The organism is Citrobacter sp. CK185, from assembly GCF_030333565.1.
Taxonomy (GTDB): Bacteria; Pseudomonadota; Gammaproteobacteria; order Enterobacterales; family Enterobacteriaceae; genus Citrobacter_B; species Citrobacter_B koseri.
Genome location: NZ_JAOWFR010000022.1, coordinates 1 through 17,084, shown reverse-complemented (window position 1 = coordinate 17,084; position 17,084 = coordinate 1). Strand labels below are relative to the sequence as shown.

18 protein-coding genes and 1 tRNA gene are annotated in these 17,084 nt (G+C 45.9%); 9 read left to right on the top strand and 10 right to left on the bottom strand.

Annotation, left to right across the window (positions count from 1 at the left end; translation table 11 throughout):
* Positions 1-48: 48 nt before the first annotated feature.
* The 4 genes from OGV79_RS05815 (at position 49) to OGV79_RS05800 (ending at position 3,861) form a co-directional block, all read left to right on the top strand.
* A tRNA-Gly gene (locus tag OGV79_RS05815) sits at positions 49-122 on the top strand.
* Between the two features lie 164 nt (positions 123-286).
* Positions 287-1,462, top strand: coding sequence for a tyrosine-type recombinase/integrase (locus OGV79_RS05810; protein WP_142765384.1), 1,176 nt, complete (start codon positions 287-289; stop codon positions 1,460-1,462).
* A gap of 157 nt (positions 1,463-1,619) precedes the next feature.
* The gene (locus OGV79_RS05805) at positions 1,620-2,633 is read left to right on the top strand and encodes a nucleoid-associated protein (RefSeq protein ID WP_112036844.1); all 1,014 of its coding nucleotides are present in this window, start codon (positions 1,620-1,622) and stop codon (positions 2,631-2,633) included.
* 10 nt (positions 2,634-2,643) lie between these two features.
* Positions 2,644-3,861 carry a hypothetical protein gene (locus tag OGV79_RS05800; RefSeq protein ID WP_286468152.1) on the top strand — a complete coding sequence of 406 codons (1,218 nt, stop codon included), beginning with the start codon at positions 2,644-2,646 and terminating at the stop codon, positions 3,859-3,861.
* Positions 3,862-3,898: 37 nt separating this feature from the next.
* Here OGV79_RS05800 and OGV79_RS05795 read toward each other — a convergent pair whose 3' ends face one another.
* Positions 3,899-4,969 (bottom strand): UvrD-helicase domain-containing protein, encoded by a 1,071-nt coding sequence (locus OGV79_RS05795; RefSeq protein ID WP_192502161.1) that lies wholly within the window; start codon positions 4,967-4,969, stop codon positions 3,899-3,901.
* A complete protein-coding gene (locus tag OGV79_RS05790) occupies positions 4,959-6,563 on the bottom strand; it encodes an ATP-dependent nuclease (protein ID WP_286468151.1) in 1,605 nt (534 codons plus the stop codon). Before OGV79_RS05790 ends, OGV79_RS05795 begins: the two co-directional genes overlap by 11 nt.
* Before the next feature lie 217 nt (positions 6,564-6,780).
* Between OGV79_RS05790 and arsR the strand changes: the two genes are divergently transcribed.
* Genes arsR through arsC form a run of 5 tightly spaced genes read left to right on the top strand, consistent with a single transcriptional unit; the run spans position 6,781 to position 11,085 of the window.
* Positions 6,781-7,131: an As(III)-sensing metalloregulatory transcriptional repressor ArsR gene (arsR, locus tag OGV79_RS05785; protein ID WP_286468150.1), complete on the top strand. Its 351-nt coding sequence runs from the start codon at positions 6,781-6,783 to the stop codon at positions 7,129-7,131.
* A gap of 47 nt (positions 7,132-7,178) precedes the next feature.
* Complete coding sequence (gene arsD / locus OGV79_RS05780) at positions 7,179-7,541, top strand: arsenite efflux transporter metallochaperone ArsD (RefSeq protein WP_286468149.1); 363 nt, start codon at positions 7,179-7,181, stop codon at positions 7,539-7,541.
* 17 nt (positions 7,542-7,558) lie between these two features.
* Positions 7,559-9,310: an arsenite efflux transporter ATPase subunit ArsA gene (arsA, locus tag OGV79_RS05775; protein ID WP_286468148.1), complete on the top strand. Its 1,752-nt coding sequence runs from the start codon at positions 7,559-7,561 to the stop codon at positions 9,308-9,310.
* A gap of 47 nt (positions 9,311-9,357) precedes the next feature.
* On the top strand, positions 9,358-10,647 hold the full coding sequence (gene arsB / locus OGV79_RS05770; protein WP_286468147.1) for an arsenite efflux transporter membrane subunit ArsB: 1,290 nt from the start codon (positions 9,358-9,360) through the stop codon (positions 10,645-10,647).
* A 12-nt stretch (positions 10,648-10,659) separates the two neighbouring features.
* Complete coding sequence (gene arsC, locus OGV79_RS05765; RefSeq protein WP_286468146.1) at positions 10,660-11,085, top strand: glutaredoxin-dependent arsenate reductase; 426 nt, start codon at positions 10,660-10,662, stop codon at positions 11,083-11,085.
* A 34-nt stretch (positions 11,086-11,119) separates the two neighbouring features.
* Here the strand turns inward: arsC and OGV79_RS05760 are convergent, their stop codons facing one another.
* From OGV79_RS05760 to OGV79_RS05725, 8 genes are all read right to left on the bottom strand, one after another.
* The gene (locus tag OGV79_RS05760) at positions 11,120-11,656 is read right to left on the bottom strand and encodes a GNAT family N-acetyltransferase (protein ID WP_024273797.1); all 537 of its coding nucleotides are present in this window, start codon (positions 11,654-11,656) and stop codon (positions 11,120-11,122) included.
* A gap of 124 nt (positions 11,657-11,780) precedes the next feature.
* Positions 11,781-13,538 (bottom strand): arsenical pump-driving ATPase, encoded by a 1,758-nt coding sequence (arsA, locus tag OGV79_RS05755; protein WP_286468145.1) that lies wholly within the window; start codon positions 13,536-13,538, stop codon positions 11,781-11,783.
* A 20-nt stretch (positions 13,539-13,558) separates the two neighbouring features.
* Positions 13,559-13,921: an arsenic metallochaperone ArsD family protein gene (locus OGV79_RS05750; RefSeq protein WP_286468144.1), complete on the bottom strand. Its 363-nt coding sequence runs from the start codon at positions 13,919-13,921 to the stop codon at positions 13,559-13,561.
* Between the two features lie 75 nt (positions 13,922-13,996).
* Complete coding sequence (locus OGV79_RS05745; RefSeq protein ID WP_286468143.1) at positions 13,997-14,542, bottom strand: sigma-70 family RNA polymerase sigma factor; 546 nt, start codon at positions 14,540-14,542, stop codon at positions 13,997-13,999.
* 8 nt (positions 14,543-14,550) lie between these two features.
* The gene (gene arsH / locus OGV79_RS05740; RefSeq protein WP_048281179.1) at positions 14,551-15,264 is read right to left on the bottom strand and encodes an arsenical resistance protein ArsH; all 714 of its coding nucleotides are present in this window, start codon (positions 15,262-15,264) and stop codon (positions 14,551-14,553) included.
* Position 15,265: 1 nt separating this feature from the next.
* Positions 15,266-15,589, bottom strand: coding sequence for an ArsR/SmtB family transcription factor (locus OGV79_RS05735; RefSeq protein ID WP_024273792.1), 324 nt, complete (start codon positions 15,587-15,589; stop codon positions 15,266-15,268).
* Between the two features lie 174 nt (positions 15,590-15,763).
* The gene (locus OGV79_RS05730) at positions 15,764-16,162 is read right to left on the bottom strand and encodes a putative zinc ribbon protein (RefSeq protein ID WP_072064994.1); all 399 of its coding nucleotides are present in this window, start codon (positions 16,160-16,162) and stop codon (positions 15,764-15,766) included.
* A 323-nt stretch (positions 16,163-16,485) separates the two neighbouring features.
* Entirely contained in the window at positions 16,486-17,055 is a 570-nt protein-coding gene (locus OGV79_RS05725) for a YagK/YfjJ domain-containing protein (protein ID WP_048281178.1), read from the bottom strand.
* Positions 17,056-17,084: the final 29 nt, after the last annotated feature.

The window sequence follows — 17,084 nt, the reverse complement described above, 5'->3', positions numbered from 1 at the left end:
ACCTTGTCAATAAGAGCGTAAGGTTTATAATGCCTTACGCATCTCGAAGCGGGCGTAGTTCAATGGTAGAACGAGAGCTTCCCAAGCTCTATACGAGGGTTCGATTCCCTTCGCCCGCTCCAAACTCAACTCCCCTGAAGTCTACCAAACTCAACTTTTCCTTGATAAATCAGCGGTTATAGCATTCTATTAGTCTATGGAACTCAATTGTACTCCCCCAAGGTCAAGCTCAATGTGGGGGTATGGATGGGGGTATAATTGTACCCCCTGCTGAGAGGTACCCCCAATGAAGCTGACAGCTCGTCAGGTTGAAACTGCAAAACCTAAAGATAAGCCTTACAAACTCGCTGATGGTGGTGGTCTTTACCTTCTGGTTAATCCCAACGGTAAAAGATACTGGCGACTCAAATACCGTTCGCTAGGTAAAGAGAAGCTGCTCGCTATTGGCGTTTACCCCGATGTTTCTTTAGCTGAGGCCAGAAGTAAGCGTGAGGATGCAAAAAGGACATTAGCGGCTGGCAACGATCCTTCTCTTGAACGAAAAATTGAAAAACTTAGTCGTCAACAAGACGCAGAAAACTCATTTGAGGCTATCACGCGGGAGTGGTATCAGCGCCGCTATGACCGCTGGTCTGTCTCCTACCGTGAAGAGATGCTGAGAACCTTTGAAAAGGATGTGTTTCCTTATATCGGTCACCGGCCAATCAAAGATATCAAGCCGATGGAGTTGCTTGCAGTCCTTTCTAAGATAGAAGCACGAGGGGCAACAGAGAAAGTCCGCAAGGTTCGCCAGCGTTGTGGAGAGGTCTGGAAGTATGCCGTTGTGACCGGCAGGGCCGAGTACAATCCAGCACCTGATCTAGCCAGCGCCGTGACTCCTCATGAGAAAGAGCATTATGCTTTTTTAACCCAGGATGAACTGCCTGAGTTTCTTCGGACTCTGAATACCTATGCCGGTAGTGTGATTGTTAAGATTGCGATGCAATTACTTATTTTGACTGGAGTAAGGCCTGGGGAATTGAGGCAAGCGGAGTGGCAGGAGTTTGATTTTGAGCGGAAGGTTTGGAACGTACCAGCAGAGCGAATGAAAATGCGCCGACCTCATCTGGTTCCGTTATCAAGCCAGGCAATTGACCTGCTTAATCAGCTTAAACCCATGACTGGGGCAGGAACGTTGCTGTTCCCAGGACGTAATAATCCTAAGAAACCGATGAGTGATATGGCATTAACTGTGTTGGTAAGGCGTATCGGCTATGCCGGGCGCGTTACAGGGCATGGATTCCGCCACACGATGAGTACCATTTTGCATGAGCAGGGATTCAACTCGGCCTGGATTGAGTTACAACTGGCTCACGTCGATAAGAACTCAATTCGTGGAACGTATAACCATGCTCAATATCTGGAGGGGAGGAAGGAGATGATGCAGTGGTATGGGGATTTTATATTTAAATCAATTGGTTAGTTTGTATATTGTTTTGTGAGTCAGATTAGATATTAAATATAATGTGGCTCACAGTTTTAGATAATATATCAATAATATTTGATAATGAATGGCGTTATAAATGTAAAATCTGTACCACCACTTTGGGTGGAAGTTAAATGAGGAATTTAATAATAACATGGCGAAAATAAAAAGATTTATTGTTCATCAGTTTACGCGAGACGCAGGGAAACATGCATCACTTAAACCTCGGCCTGCGGAAAATAACCTTGATGAGATCACCGACGAAGTGGGGATTACGCTTCTTAATTTATTTAATAAAACTGGGCTTAAGTCAGGTTTTTTTGATCAAGAAGGTGGACTTACAAAATTTGAGCAGACACTTGAAAGAAACTATGATGAGCAAAAAGAGTTTGTTGATTTCAGAAAAATGACGGTTGAAATGTCTTATCTTTTATTGGATGAGTTAAATCAGGGTTCAGGTAAAGCAGCCAAACCAGGATATATTGTTTTTTTTAACTATGAAACCAACGGGAACAGATTCTTATCTATCGTCACTTTACAAGAAACTCAGGGGATGATTTTAGAAAATCTCTCTTTCAAGTATATTGAGCGCTTAGATCTTGATCGTCTTCATCTTGGTGCAAGAATAAATCTAACAGCATGGTCTGAGGGGTTGGCCGAAAGATTTATTTCATTTAGGATAGGACGAAATTCTGAAATGAGAGACTACTTTTCTCGTTTTATTGGTTGCAAGGAATTTACTGCATCGAAGATTGAAACAGCAACACTCGTAAGTGCTATAAAAAAATGTTGTGATGATCTTTATATTGATGATTTAGATGCTATAAATGAAAAGTTAATATTAGCGAACTCATACTGTAGAGATAATATTAATGAAGAAGGTAAAGTTAATGTTGAGAATTTAGGGCGATTCCTTTTTCCAGAAAATGATGGATTTCTTCTTGAAATCATTCAAAATGAGCCATTTAATTTAAGCTTTGAGGTCAGTATTGATAAAAGTGAGTTAAGAGGGCTTGTTCGTTATAAGGGAAAAACGAAAAAAATGAGTATTAGTTTCGATTCTGACTTATTGGGTTCTAAAGTATTCTATAGTGATAAAGGATTACTGTTTACAGAAATTCCGATAGATCTTAAAGCCGAGCTCGATAAAAGAGAAAATGTAAAATAAGGATGGTTAAATGATTGGCTATTCTTGCGATGTACTTGAGCATATAACACTGCTTTTTAAGCGGTTTGAAACATACTACTTTGAGGGAGATCTTGCCCAAGGACTTATACAATTAAATTTAGATAATTACTTATTTTGCCTTGAATATAGTCGAGTGTCATTAATAAGTTCAATCTTTTCGATAAAAGATAGAGGTGATCTAAAAAAAGAATTTGTTGATTTGGAAAATTTTAATGCAAAGTTTTTTGATAAAAATTTCACAATGATCGTAAGTGTGGATATGAATCATCTACGCTCTTTGGGGATGGCTATTTATAAAGATCTAAACGAGGCGATAAATTTAAACCCTAAGGCTAAAGAAAAATTTATATTACTGAGATCACCCGAAGGAAAGATAGAGTTATACCCAGATGAAATAGTAAAAGGTAAAGTGCTGCATTACATACAAATAAGTCGAGTTTGGGATGTTTTAGTTAACTCATCTGATGATAGTGATGGTAACTCTTGTACATTTCTTGGTGCCAGAAAATCATTTGTTACATTGCAATATGATTTTAATGATTTAGACTATGATTTGGATGGCTTTTCTAAATTAATGAAATTAATGGAGAGCGAGGATCACAAAGAAGAAAAAAATAAAATTCTATCAAATACTATATATTCTTTTACATCTAATAAAGATATTGATTTCCGATTTAGAACGATATTGAAACGATTTTCGATATTTGTTGAACGTTTTGAAGAAAACTATCATGCTTTTGCAGTCGGATTTAGTTTCGAAAAGATAAGAAAAGAGTATGAAGAAAAGTTTAGGGATTATTTATCAAAAATAAACACCGTTCTTACTGAATCCCTAACAAGGTCATTAGCAATTCCTGCATCTACAGTTTTAACGTTTACTGCGATAAAAAATAATCCAGATAGTATAGTGCAGGATATCTTGTTGAATTCAGGGACTTTTTTTGTTGCTTTGTTTGTGCTTTTTACAACATACTTCACAGTTAAATTTCAATTGAGTTTTTTAAATATAACAAGAGATGAGTTTTTAGGGTTGCTTAATCGTTTTGAAGCAGAGTTAGACTCTGTAGATTTATCTGAAGCTAAGGGTAAATTTAATATATTCTCCTCTCAAGTTGGGGTGATAAAAAAGCTATTAATATTTATTCTTGCAATGAGTTTGACAAATTTCATTATTAATCTTATCTCTTTTGCTATTGTTTTAATTTAACATATGAACAAAATTCACCTATTTAATATATTAAGAATTACGGTTTCCATATCGGTAATTTTGATTGACCAGGCTTCCCTACAACGATTGCCACGCTTTGCTGAGCTCTTGTAACTGCTACGTAAAATGTTGCGGCTGCAGTGCTTTCAAGATACTCATTTTTCTGAATAAAGGCTTCAATTCCTGAGGTCGGAATTATTAGGATTCGTTCAAAAGTTGAACCTTTAGATGCTTTGAAATTAATAAAATCGAAATTATAGGCCTTACCGCTGCTTTTTGAGTTTCTCAAGCATTGCGGTTTAAATGCTTTGATGTAATCTTCAACATGCTCCTTCATTACAAGAAAAACCCCATCATGACATGTAACAGTGTGATTTTCAGATTTTGTTTTAGGAAAACCCCATTCAGGTGAAAAAATAGTATCGGCGTAATCAGATATTAAATGATGACATCTCCAGGTTGTAAAACGTTCAATTATCTTTATTATTCCTTTCTCTTCTCTTTCCAAAAACCAAGAAAGCATATTAGTATTTTGATATTTTTTATGCTTACTTCCTCTTGGATTGGTTGAAAGAACAGCTTGCCGCATGTCTCCAACCATTTTCAAATTGATAGCCGTTGCTAACAAAGAATCTAATATGTCTAAATCGTAGCCGCTCAAATCCTGAACTTCATCAATAAGTATTTCATCATACATAGATTCAAGTCTAAAAATTAATGCCCCTTGGCTTGCATTAATCAGTTCTGCACTTAGTCGAGCTAGCTCACAAGCGTAAGCATGGTTGTTTTTATCTAAAAATCTGTTGATACCCTTTGCCATCATGTATGGCCTTCCATCAAAGTTAAATCCCAAAATTCTTTGTCCAGGGAATTTATAGGGGAGGAACGGTTTGGCAAAATGTCGGATTAAAAAAGTGTACCACCCAAGCACTTCAATATGTGAGCTGTTTCCTGCACAATGAGATAACCGATTGCGAATTTCATTTTGGTTGAATTGAGTAAATGTTAAAACTAATACTCTTTTTTGACCATCTATTCTCGCACAATGATCAATGATTCCTTGTGTTTTTCTTGAACCTGCTACAGCCAAGATTAACTCATTGTTCATAAATAAACCTTATCGCATCGCTCATGTATTTAGGTGGTGTGAGTGCCTTTTTTGAGACCGAAATTCTCAAGGCCCCTTCTGTTTTTTCTCTACTCATCCATGTTAAAAGATCTGCTCTATCTTCTATGTTTAATACTTCACGAAGTAACTTTTCACCATTGTGGTGAATTAGTTGTGGCTCTAATGTTGTCCCTGAAACTACACTTCCAATAAATAGCTCTCTTCTGTTTTTTTTCAGCCATCCTTGAACTGGGAGCGCAAGATCTTCTGGTGAAATTCCATCGTTATCTCGGAGAGAGGCAACAGGCCTATCGAGAGCGGCACATAACTCCAAACATTTTGCTAGTGATAGTCCCCTCATGCTTATAACATCAATACCGACCTCCATAGGGCGCAGCTGGTATGTATCTTTGAAAAAACGTTCGAAAATTATTTCGTCAGATGGGCCTTCGACCAATACCACTTTTTTTGCCAAGACCATTCTGAGTGTGTCGTAACCAGGCAGTTTCTGGAAATAAGAAACAGTATCTGGAGATAGGCCATTGATTCTGCTTACAGATTCATTGCCAATTAAAATTAACGAATCTAGTCCGAGTCTATTCAATACGAAAGTACTATGCGTTGTAATGAACAATTGCTGACTAGTACTGGATAACTTTTCGATTCGAGAAAGTAGTGTTGATAAACTGGTATGTGAAAGATGGTTCTCTGGTTCTTCTATCATCACAAATTTTGTCTTTTCAGCGTGACGTCCCATAGACAGAGAAATTTTGATGGCAGCTTGTTGACCTTGCCCAGACATAGAAAAAGGGACCTCATTGACATGAGGGGATACAACGCCTTCCCAAGAGGTTCGACTACTTTGATCCATATCTAAAATGATGGTTTTATCATGTAATGAGGCATTTAATTTGCTTATTCTTTCATTGATATCACCAAGTACACCTCCGGCCATAGATGCTTTAACTTGTCTGTACGATAAGGATATTTTTGCCCTTTCTATTGGAGCAAGATGATCATTAATTATTTGCCTTAAATGATAGTCGATTGATGTGGAGGACCTAACAGTTTTAGAATCTATGATGGCAGTTGTTAATTGCCGAGGCCTATTGAGAAGTTTCTCATCAGCAAAAGAACGCCATTCTATACGGTAGAATTCTACAGGTAATATTTTAGTAGGGCTTATAAGCCATTGCTCTATCTCCTCATTATATTCACTATTGGGCAGTACATGGAATAATACACCAGGGCATGCATTTGTTGGATGGTCGCTATTAATAGCTCCACATAGATTTTGTAATTCTGGCGTATTATCAAAAAAGAGCTCAATTTTAATCTCAGGTAGACTAATGTTTTCACCTCTTTGTCTTCTTTCAACAAAATCAGCGACTAGCTCTGTATTAAACCAATACGGATTTAATTCATCATTAGCTCCTTTTCCGTTGATTCTGCCTGTTAGCGCTAAGGCTATTGCTTCCATTAGGGTTGATTTTCCAACCTCATTCCCCCCAACTATCAGGTTGAGCTTTGAATTTGGCTCTAAAATCAATTGCTTGTAGATTCTGTAACCTGAGATTTTAATCTTTTTTATCACATTCTATTCCTTGGCGCATAAGCCAGCTAAACCAACAATGAAGTGTGTATTCTAGGAACTGTATAACACTTTAATTCACTAGATTTTAGTGTGTTAGCCGTAATTATTGATCGTTAGCAAAAAAAATCCTTCTAAATAACACATATGTTTTTTCGAATGTGAATATTGATTTTGGTCCTTATGGGAGTATCCTAACTTCAATAGGACAGGAGGCCAGATGTCACTAACATCCTTACAACTCTTCAAAAACCTCTCCGATGAAACCCGTCTAGGGATCGTACTGCTGCTTAGAGAGATGGGAGAGCTGTGCGTGTGCGACCTTTGCACTGCGCTAGAACAGTCACAGCCCAAGATCTCCCGCCATCTGGCAATGCTTCGGGAAAGTGGCCTATTGCTGGATCGCAAGCAGGGGAAATGGGTTCATTACCGCTTATCTCCGCATATTTCTTTCTGGGCTGCTCAGGTAATTGAGCAGGCTTGGTTAAGCCAACAGGACGACGTACAGGCCATCGCCCGTAAGCTGGCATCGGCAAACTGCTCTGGTAGTGGTAAGGCTGTTTGCATCTAAAAAATTTGCCTGAACATATATGATTTTTCGAATGTGAGGTATTCAGAATGAAGACGTTAACGGTGTTTGACCCGGCAATGTGCTGCAGTACCGGCGTATGTGGCTCAGATGTCGATCAGGTTCTGGTTGATTTTTCTGCTGATGTGCAGTGGCTGAAAGGACGTGGCGTACAGGTTGAACGTTACAACCTGGCGCAGCAGCCCATGAGCTTTGTTCAGAACGAGAAAGCGAAAGCATTCCTCGAAGCATCTGGAGCTGAAGGACTTCCGCTACTGCTGTTGAACGGTGAAACGGTGATGGCAGGGCGATACCCAAAACGTGCTGAGCTGGCTCGCTGGTTCGGTATTCCGCTGGAGAAGATAGGGTTAGCTCCCACCAGCTGCTGTGGTGGTAATACTTCCTGTTGCTGAATATGTCAGGAGGACATATGAAATTCTTACAGAATATCCCGCCTTACCTGTTTTTTACCGGTAAGGGAGGTGTAGGAAAAACTTCTATTTCCTGCGCGACGGCTATCCGCCTTGCCGAACAGGGTAAGCGGGTTTTGCTGATCAGTACCGATCCGGCCTCCAATGTCGGCCAGGTATTCGATCAGGCTATCGGTAACACCATTCACCCTGTAACGGCAGTTCCTGGGCTTTCTGCTCTGGAGATTGACCCGCAGGAAGCTGCCCAGCAATACCGCGCCAGAATCGTTGATCCTATCAAAGGTCTTCTGCCTGATGATGTTGTTGACAGTATCAGCGAGCAGCTTTCAGGAGCCTGTACCACTGAGATTGCAGCGTTTGATGAGTTCACCGGCTTATTGACTGACGCTTCCCTGCTGACCCGCTTCGATCACATCATTTTTGATACAGCGCCGACGGGCCACACGATTCGCCTTCTCCAGCTTCCCGGTGCCTGGAGTAGCTTCATTGAAAGTAATCCAGATGGTGCTTCCTGTCTTGGCCCAATGGCCGGGCTGGAAAAGCAGCGTGAGCAGTATGCTCATGCAGTAGAGGCGTTATCCGATCCTGAACGTACCCGCCTGGTTCTGGTTTCACGACTGCAAAAATCTACGCTGCAGGAAGTCGCCCGCACCCATGAAGAACTGGCTGCAATTGGCCTGAAAAACCAGTATCTGGTGATTAATGGTGTGCTGCCTAAAGCCGAAACTGAATATGACGCCCTGGCCGCTGCGATATGGCAACGTGAGCAGGAGGCACTGGCAAATCTTCCTGCCGGTTTATCTGAGCTACCGACAGATACCCTATTACTACAGCCAGTCAATATGGTTGGTGTTTCAGCATTGAAGGGACTGCTGGATACCCGTTCTGAGGCATTACCGCTCCCGGTAACGAACGTCCTGTACACGCCTGAAAACTTATCGCTCTCTGGCCTGGTCGATGATATCGCTCGCAGTGAACACGGCCTGATTATGCTGATGGGCAAAGGTGGCGTAGGGAAAACCACGATGGCTGCTGCCATCGCCGTCAGGCTGGCAGACATAGGATTTGACGTGCATCTCACGACCTCTGATCCTGCTGCGCACCTGAGTACAACGCTGAACGGCAGCCTCAAAAATCTGCAGGTCAGCCGCATCAACCCTCACGATGAAACCGAACGCTATCGCCAGCATGTTCTTGAGACGAAGGGAAGAGATCTGGACGAAGCAGGGAAACGGCTACTGGAAGAGGATTTACGCTCTCCCTGTACTGAAGAAATTGCCGTGTTTCAGGCCTTCTCCCGCGTGATTCGTGAAGCGGGTAAGCGCTATGTTGTTATGGATACCGCCCCTACCGGACACACGCTGTTGCTGCTGGATGCGACCGGGGCTTACCACCGAGAGATTGCCAAAAAAATGGGGAGTAAAGGTCATTTTACTACCCCCATGATGCAGCTTCAGGACCCGGAACGAACCAAAGTTCTGCTGGTTACGCTTCCTGAAACCACACCGGTGCTGGAAGCGGCAAACCTGCAGGCTGATCTTGAAAGAGCGGGAATTCATCCGTGGGGCTGGATTATCAATAACAGCCTTTCCATTGCGGATACGCGTTCTCCGTTGCTTTGCCAGCGCGCTCATCAGGAACAGCCTCAGATTGAGGCTGTTAAGAATCAGTACGCTAACCGTATAGCGCTTGTTCCGGTGCTGGCGTCAGAGCCCGCTGGTATTGAAAAGCTCAGAGAGTTGATGAGTTAATTTTTTTGCATATACAGGGCGGCAAAGTCGCCCTGTCAGGAGGTTTTATGTTACTGGCAGGCGCTATTTTTGTCCTGACCATTGTTTTGGTTATCTGGCAACCAAAGGGATTAGGGATCGGCTGGAGTGCAATGCTGGGCGCGGGTCTGGCTCTGATATCTGGCGTTGTGCATGTGGGCGATATTCCGGTGGTGTGGAATATCGTCTGGAACGCGACGGCGACCTTTATTGCCGTAATTATTATCAGCCTGCTGCTTGATGAGTCCGGCTTTTTCGAATGGGCAGCGCTGCACGTTTCCCGCTGGGGTAACGGTCGTGGCCGTTTGCTCTTTACCTATATCGTCCTGCTCGGCGCAGCTGTGGCGGCACTGTTTGCCAACGATGGTGCGGCACTTATTTTGACGCCGATAGTCATCGCCATGCTACTGGCATTAGGGTTCAGCAAAGGCGCGACACTGGCATTTGTCATGGCCGCCGGGTTTATTGCCGATACGGCCAGCTTGCCGCTTATCGTGTCGAACCTGGTGAATATCGTATCGGCTGATTTCTTCGGTCTGGGGTTCACGGAATATGCATCTGTTATGGTGCCGGTGGATATCGCCGCCATTATCGCCACGCTGGTGATGCTGCATCTGCTCTTCCGCAAAGATATTCCGCCGACTTACGACCTGGCTCGTCTGAAAGCACCGGCAAAAGCGATTAAAGATCTGGCAACCTTCAGAACCGGTTGGATCGTGTTGATCCTTCTTCTGGTTGGCTTTTTCGTCCTTGAGCCGTTGGGTATCCCGGTAAGCGCGATTGCTGCTGTAGGGGCTGCCATTCTGTTTGCGGTGGCGAAACGAGGCCATGCCATTAACACTGGCAAAGTGCTTCGCGGTGCGCCATGGCAGATCGTCATCTTCTCTCTGGGGATGTATCTGGTGGTCTATGGCCTGCGTAACGCCGGTCTAACAGATTATCTCTCTGGCGTACTGAACGTACTGGCAGAGAAAGGACTTTGGGCTGCGACGTTTGGTACCGGCTTCCTGACGGCTTTCCTGTCTTCCATCATGAACAACATGCCTACCGTGCTGGTTGGCGCTCTCTCTATTGATGGCAGCACCGCAACAGGCGTTATCAAAGAGGTGATGATCTATGCCAACGTGATTGGCTGCGATCTGGGGCCGAAAATCACACCGATTGGTAGCCTGGCAACGCTGCTTTGGCTGCATGTCCTTTCACAGAAGAATATGACCATCACCTGGGGATACTATTTCCGCACCGGGATCGTCATGACTCTGCCTGTGCTGTTTGTAACGCTGGCAGCGCTGGCGCTACGTCTCTCTTTCACTTTGTAATGAGATACTGATATGAGCAACATCACCATTTATCACAACCCAGCCTGCGGCACGTCGCGTAATACGCTGGAGATGATCCGCAACAGCGGTATCGAGCCGACCGTTATTCTTTACCTTGAGACTCCACCTTCACGCGATGAGCTGGTCAAACTCATTGCGGATATGGGCATTTCCGTCCGTGCTTTGCTGCGTAAGAACGTCGAGCCGTATGAGGAACTGGGTCTTGCAGAAGATAAATTTACTGACGACCAGCTCATCGACTTTATGCTTCAGCATCCGATCCTGATTAACCGCCCGATTGTGGTGACACCGTTGGGAACGCGCCTTTGCCGCCCTTCCGAAGTGGTACTGGATATTCTTCCGGATGCGCAAAAAGGCGCATTTGCTAAGGAAGACGGCGAGAAAGTCGTTGATGAAACAGGTAAGCGATTGAAATAAACATAAAGGGGGCAGACGCCCCCTTATTCCTGCCTCAGAGCATAAGATCTGAATCTTCTGGCAGAGTACTATTCCCTTCACCAAGTTTCATTTGCAGCAAAACCGTGTCAAGCCAGCGGCCATGTTTGAAACCAATGTCCTTTAATGTGCCTATTTCAGTAAATCCTGCGCGAATATGCAGCGCAACAGAAGCGACGTTAGCGCTGTCACCCACAACAGCAATCATCTGACGATATCCCTGAGATTCGGCCCATTTTAATGCATGATCGAGCAGTGCTTTTCCGACCCCCTGTCGCTGATAAGCCGGATCAATATATATCGAATTTTCAACCGTGAACCGATAAGCATGGCGTTCGCGGTAACGGGAAATATAACAGTAGCCGATGATCGTATCGCCCTGCAGGGCGACATACCATGGGAATCCTCGAGACTGAATGCTCCTCAGTCGGTTAAGCATTTCCTGCGTATCCGGAGGTTCGGTTTCGAAGCTACCTGTACCATGCAGAACATGGTGAGCATAGATATTGCGTATCGCGGTAATGTGCTGTTCTTCAGCTTTGATAATGTGCATCGAATTGCTCCAGTAATGGTGTTTTACAAACTACCGGAATTCGCGACAGCAGGTTAAGCACTTAAACTTATAATCTGTATAAGCAAAAGTTTGGCTACAGAAGATGGGGCCGCAGCCCCATCTATTAGTCTGCCATTTTTGCCAGCAGAGCCGCACCCACTGGTTCTTCGTTCTGCAGTGGTGTTAATGCAATACGCTTTGCAAACTGCTCTGTAACGTCATTTATCAGCGGCAGTTCGCGACTGGCTCGGGTTACGAGGAACGGTGAGGACGGTTTCGCAGCAGCCAGACTGCTATTGATTACCCATGCCCATGGTTCAATTCCGGCCCGACGCAAATCCTGCTGCAGGTTTGCTGCTTCCAGTACAGGTGTCGTTTCGGCAAGCGTCACGATAATCACCTTCGTCTTCTCCGGGTCCTGCAATTGCATCATTGGCGTCAACACATGATCATGCGTTTGCCCCATCTGGCGCACCATTTCCCAGTGATAGGCTCCTGTTGCATCCAGTAGCAGAAGCGTGTGACCCGTTGGCGCTGTGTCCATAATGACAAAATGGTCATCGGCCTCTTTGATGATCCGCGAGAATGCCTGGAAGACGGCGATCTCTTCAGTACAGGGTGAGCGGAGATCTTCCTCCAGCACCGCCAGCCCTTCTGCATCTAACCCTTTCCCCTGATTTTCCAGAACAAAGCGGCGATAGCGCTCTGTCTCTACCTTCGGGTCGATACGGCTGACCTGAAGATTTGGTAGCGAGCCATCCAGCGTATAAGACAGATGAGCTGCCGGGTCGGATGTGGTCAAGTGGACCTTGTGACCGCGCTTAGCCAGCGATACCGCTACCGAGGCCGCTACGGTCGTTTTACCCACTCCGCCTTTACCCATCGTCATTATCAGCCCTTTACCTGTCTGGCTGAGTTCATCTACCAGCGAGGCAAGTTTCGGTAAATCCAGAGCATTCAGCGTGGTAGCAGCGAGAACCGGTGAGGCTTTGCTCTCCGTAAATAGCTCCCGCAGGGCTTCCAGACCGACCAGATTAAATGGCTTCAGAAACAGCTGCGAGCGGGGAAGGTTCGCCAGATTCTCTGGCATAGCAAGTAGTGCTTTTCCCTCCCGAGCCAAAATACTTTGCGCCAGCGGATCATTTTCACCCACAAATGGTGGCAAGACACCATTAATGGCAAGGTGTTGATGCTGCAAACCGATAGCAGACAGCTCATCATGCGTATGGGAAACCTCTTTTAGTGTCGAAGCCTGGGCGCGGGCAACCAGAACCAGACGCGTGAGTGCAGCATCAGAGAGCGCCTTAACCGCGTCTGAGTACTGGTGCTGTTGTTTCTCCAGCCCCACCAGCGGCCCGAGGTTAGCGGCGGCATCAGGGTTCGCTTCGAGATAACCGCTCCAGGCCCCCGGCAACTCAAGCATACGGATTGTATGACCGGTTGGCGCAGTATCAAATACGATATGGTCATACTTTTCCCGCAGCTCATGGTTGGTAAGAAGACCTGTAAACTCATCAAATGCCGCGATTTCCGTGGTGCATGAACCTGAAAGCTGTTCTTCAATGCTGCTTACCACCTCGGCTGACATCAGCCCGCGAACCGGGTCGAGCACTCGGTCACGATAGGCTTGTGCAGCAGCCATCGGGTCAACTTCCATCGCCGCAAGATTTTGGACGGTACTGATATCTGTTATTCGGTGGCCGATAGTCTGGCTAAATACCTGACCGACATTGGAAGCCGGATCGGTACTCACCAGAAGTGTTCTCTTGCCCTGATCGGCCAGCCATACCGCAGTAGCACAGGCCAGAGATGTTTTACCTACTCCACCTTTACCGGTGAAGAAGATGAACGGGGGAATGTCTTTTAAAAATGGCATATTCATCAGTGATAGCTCCTCTGTAATTAAGGCATACGTGGAATGCAGCAGCAGCTTGGTTGCGTGCTGTCTTCACTCCAGTCCTGAGGAAGCTGAATACCGGCCCAACGGGCGATATCTTCACGAGTCGGGAGTTTGCCTGCCATTACGAGCTTGCCGTCGAGCAAGGTCACTGGAAGGGACTCTAGTCCCGAAGTGTTCAGAAACTCTTTGATGACAGGGTTATTCAGGAACTGCTGCGGGTTTTTCGCAAGGCTGTAGCGCTGAATATCGACGCCATTTTTTTTTGCCCATTCGGCGCTGGCGTTCCATTTGACGGCTTCGTCACTGACCACAACGCTACTGGTTGCGCAGCAGCCTGCAGCTTCAAAGATCTCAATTTTTGACATGGACTGTTTACCTCAGTGTTTAGTCGATTGGCTTTACACTGAGGTAAACGAAGGTGGTGGGAAAAAGATGCGCGATTAATTCATTTTTTTGTGGCAGCAGACGGGAGACGTGTCATCCGCCTCAATCTGACAAAGTTCTGTCATCGTTTCTTTCAGGTGCTTTCTGGCCCGAAGCAGACGGGATTTAAACGCCGTAAGCGTGATTCCCAGTTCATCGGCCAGAGACTGCTGGGGACGCCGGTTAAGGTCGGACTCTTCAATCAACCACCGCTCATCTTCGGGTAAAGCCTGTAATGTTTCAGGCAGGCAAATACCCAGCGTTGAGATTGCATCAGGGGATGCGTCTGTTAATGGGGTAACTTCTTCCAGCTCAACAAACTCCCTGGTGGTGCGGTACTCATCAATCAGCAGATTCCTCGCCACCCGATACAGCCAGGCTCGCGGATTCTCCATCTCGCAGAAACTGTCTGAATGAGCACGTGCACGCAGGAATAGCTCTTGCAGAAGGTCAGCTGCTTTTTCGCTATCGCCAGTCTTTGATGTCAGAAAACGAGAGAGTTCTGCTTCATGTTGTCGCCAGAACACGCTCATGCAGTTGTTGAATGCTGTTACATCACTCATACCCGCCCTCAAATTTTGCTCTGATTAACCCGCCGGGAAAGTTCTTCTGCAGACTCTTTCCGTTCGCTGTAGCGATTAACGAGATAGGCTAAGTTACCTCGGGTCAGCAGAGTAAATTTCACCAGTTCTTCCATCACATCCACGATCCGGTCGTAATAAGACGACGGCTTCATGCGTCCATCTTCATCAAACTCCTGCCAGGCTTTTGCGACAGAGGACTGATTCGGGATGGTGATCATCCGCATCCAGCGGCCAAGAATGCGCATCTGGTTTACGGCATTGAAAGACTGAGAGCCACCGCAGACCTGCATTACGGCCAGCGTCTTACCTTGCGAAGGGCGAACTGCACCTTCTGATAACGGTATCCAATCAATCTGGGCCTTCATGATGCCGGTCATCGCACCATGGCGTTCAGGGGAACACCACACCATCCCTTCGGACCAACGAACCAGCTCGCGCAGTTCCATGACTTTAGGATGCGAGTCAGGTGCATCATCAGGAAGAGGCAAGCCAGAAGGATTGAAGATCCGCACGTCTGCGCCCATTGCGGTCAGTAACCTTGCCGCTTCTTCCGTTGCCAGTCGGCTGTAGGAACGTTCGCGCACAGAGCCGTACAACATGAGGATTCGCGGAGGATGAGGAACGGCAGGGACACCTAATCTTGCCTCTGTGATTGAAGTGTCGAACAAACCCGAATCAACATTCTTAAGATCACCTGTCATTTTACTTCTCCGTCTTCTGGGGCATGGTGAGGCAGTCGTCAGTCCCTGAGCAGCATTCTTCTGTCAGGAAGGCAATCAGAGCCTCAAGGTTTTCATATCGAGCATGGCAAAAGAGCGTTCTACCCTGACGTTCCTGCCGTATCAGAGAAACTGATATCAACGAGGAAAGATGATGGCTCAGCGTAGACGCTGGGATTTCGAGCCGCTTCTGCAGCTCACCAACCGGTAGACCTTCATGCCCGGCTTTAACCAGCTCTCTATACAAGCTCAGGCGCGTAGGATGACCCAGTTCTTTCAGGGTTTCTGCTGCTTTCGAAAGCTCCATTTGCATCTCATTTCTATATTTCCGGAATTATAGAAATAATAACTTATTTTCCCAGGAAACCATAGTCAACATGCCTGAGAGTCGAGCTGGAGAAACGACTTAATCTGCAACGGAGGTTCCAGTGGTTACTATGTTTAGCCAGAGTTGAAGGGCTGTTCCACTGCTGGTAGGGCATCACACATAGCATGATTCTGCTCTCAGCTTGAGGCTAAAACGCCCTGTTTGGCAGCTAAGGCAGTAACGTTCCCCATGATAATCTGAATCACATAGCGAACAATGCCAGCTGTCTCTTAACACTATAGGGGTGACGTTAGGCACAAATATTCGCAAACGATGTACCAATCTAATCTCATTCTTGTCAGGCTTTGCGTAAGGGCAATGTTGCTGTCCATTTTCCGTCAAGTTGTGGCTGATATGTTCAAACCATGGGCGCTCCGTGTCGTATTCTGGATGGTATTGCAGCGTGCTGCCGCAGAGGTGGCATGTATAGCGGTCATAAGGGGCTGTCTGCGCGGTACGTGCACCAATCAGACGACCATTACCATCGAGAGCGATAAAGGATTTTGCGTACATAGTATTGTTCCTTACCGCCAGACAACACGCAGGCGTCAGCCGTCCCGGTCCGGGCAGTGTGGTCAGGGTGTGAATGGCGGGTCAGTTAAGAAGTATCAGAAGGGGAGTAAGTCTGCGTTAGCAGTCGTGACTGTCTGTTAGTTGTCACATTATGGTGCACTGACGTAAAAAATGATCATCTCCTGCATCGTGGTCGTCCCGTCAGTTGGCGCGGTGGTACTTCATTGCAGCCGCAGAGCAGAAGGCCATGCTTTTACCGGGTTGTGGTCATGTCGGGCATGCTGATGCAGGTACAAATTTAACATCGTAACGGTTGCAGACATTCAGCCCTGCCGCGGCCTGCCCCTGCTGCTTTTATCCGGTACCGTACTTCGCCCCAGAATCAGGCCATTCTCTTTCTGTTTAACTTTCGCGAGATAGCTGATGGCATACCGCAGGGCTTTAATTGCAGGGGTATCGGTATAGTGGATAACCTGGTCGACTCGGACCGGGTAATTCTCTTTAGTCCGGCACAGGTAGTGGTATCCGTCTCCTTCGGTTGCACTTTTCCAGATATTCCCCATCGTTCGGGAGAGCAGGTAAGGGTTCTGGTGATATTGCCCGTTCAGATAACCGAGTAAATGGATATGCAGACCTTTCTTCGGCGTGTATTCCATCACCCAGTAAAAACCTGCCAGGGCGTTTTCTGTTTCGGCAAGCAGGTGACGGATTTCTGTACACATAGTGTGTTTACAGGCATGCCCGAAACTGGCAGTGTTTTTCCGGTAAGCAAAATCAATCCTGAAGGGTAACAGCTTAGCAAAACGCTGAAACATCGCTTCCATGTGGGCGTTTATGTCCTCCAGGAGAGGACCGTTCATGACGTAGTTGGGATTGGCGTTGTAAGGCTTCATTGGAATTCCTCGTGTTGAGTCAAAGGAAA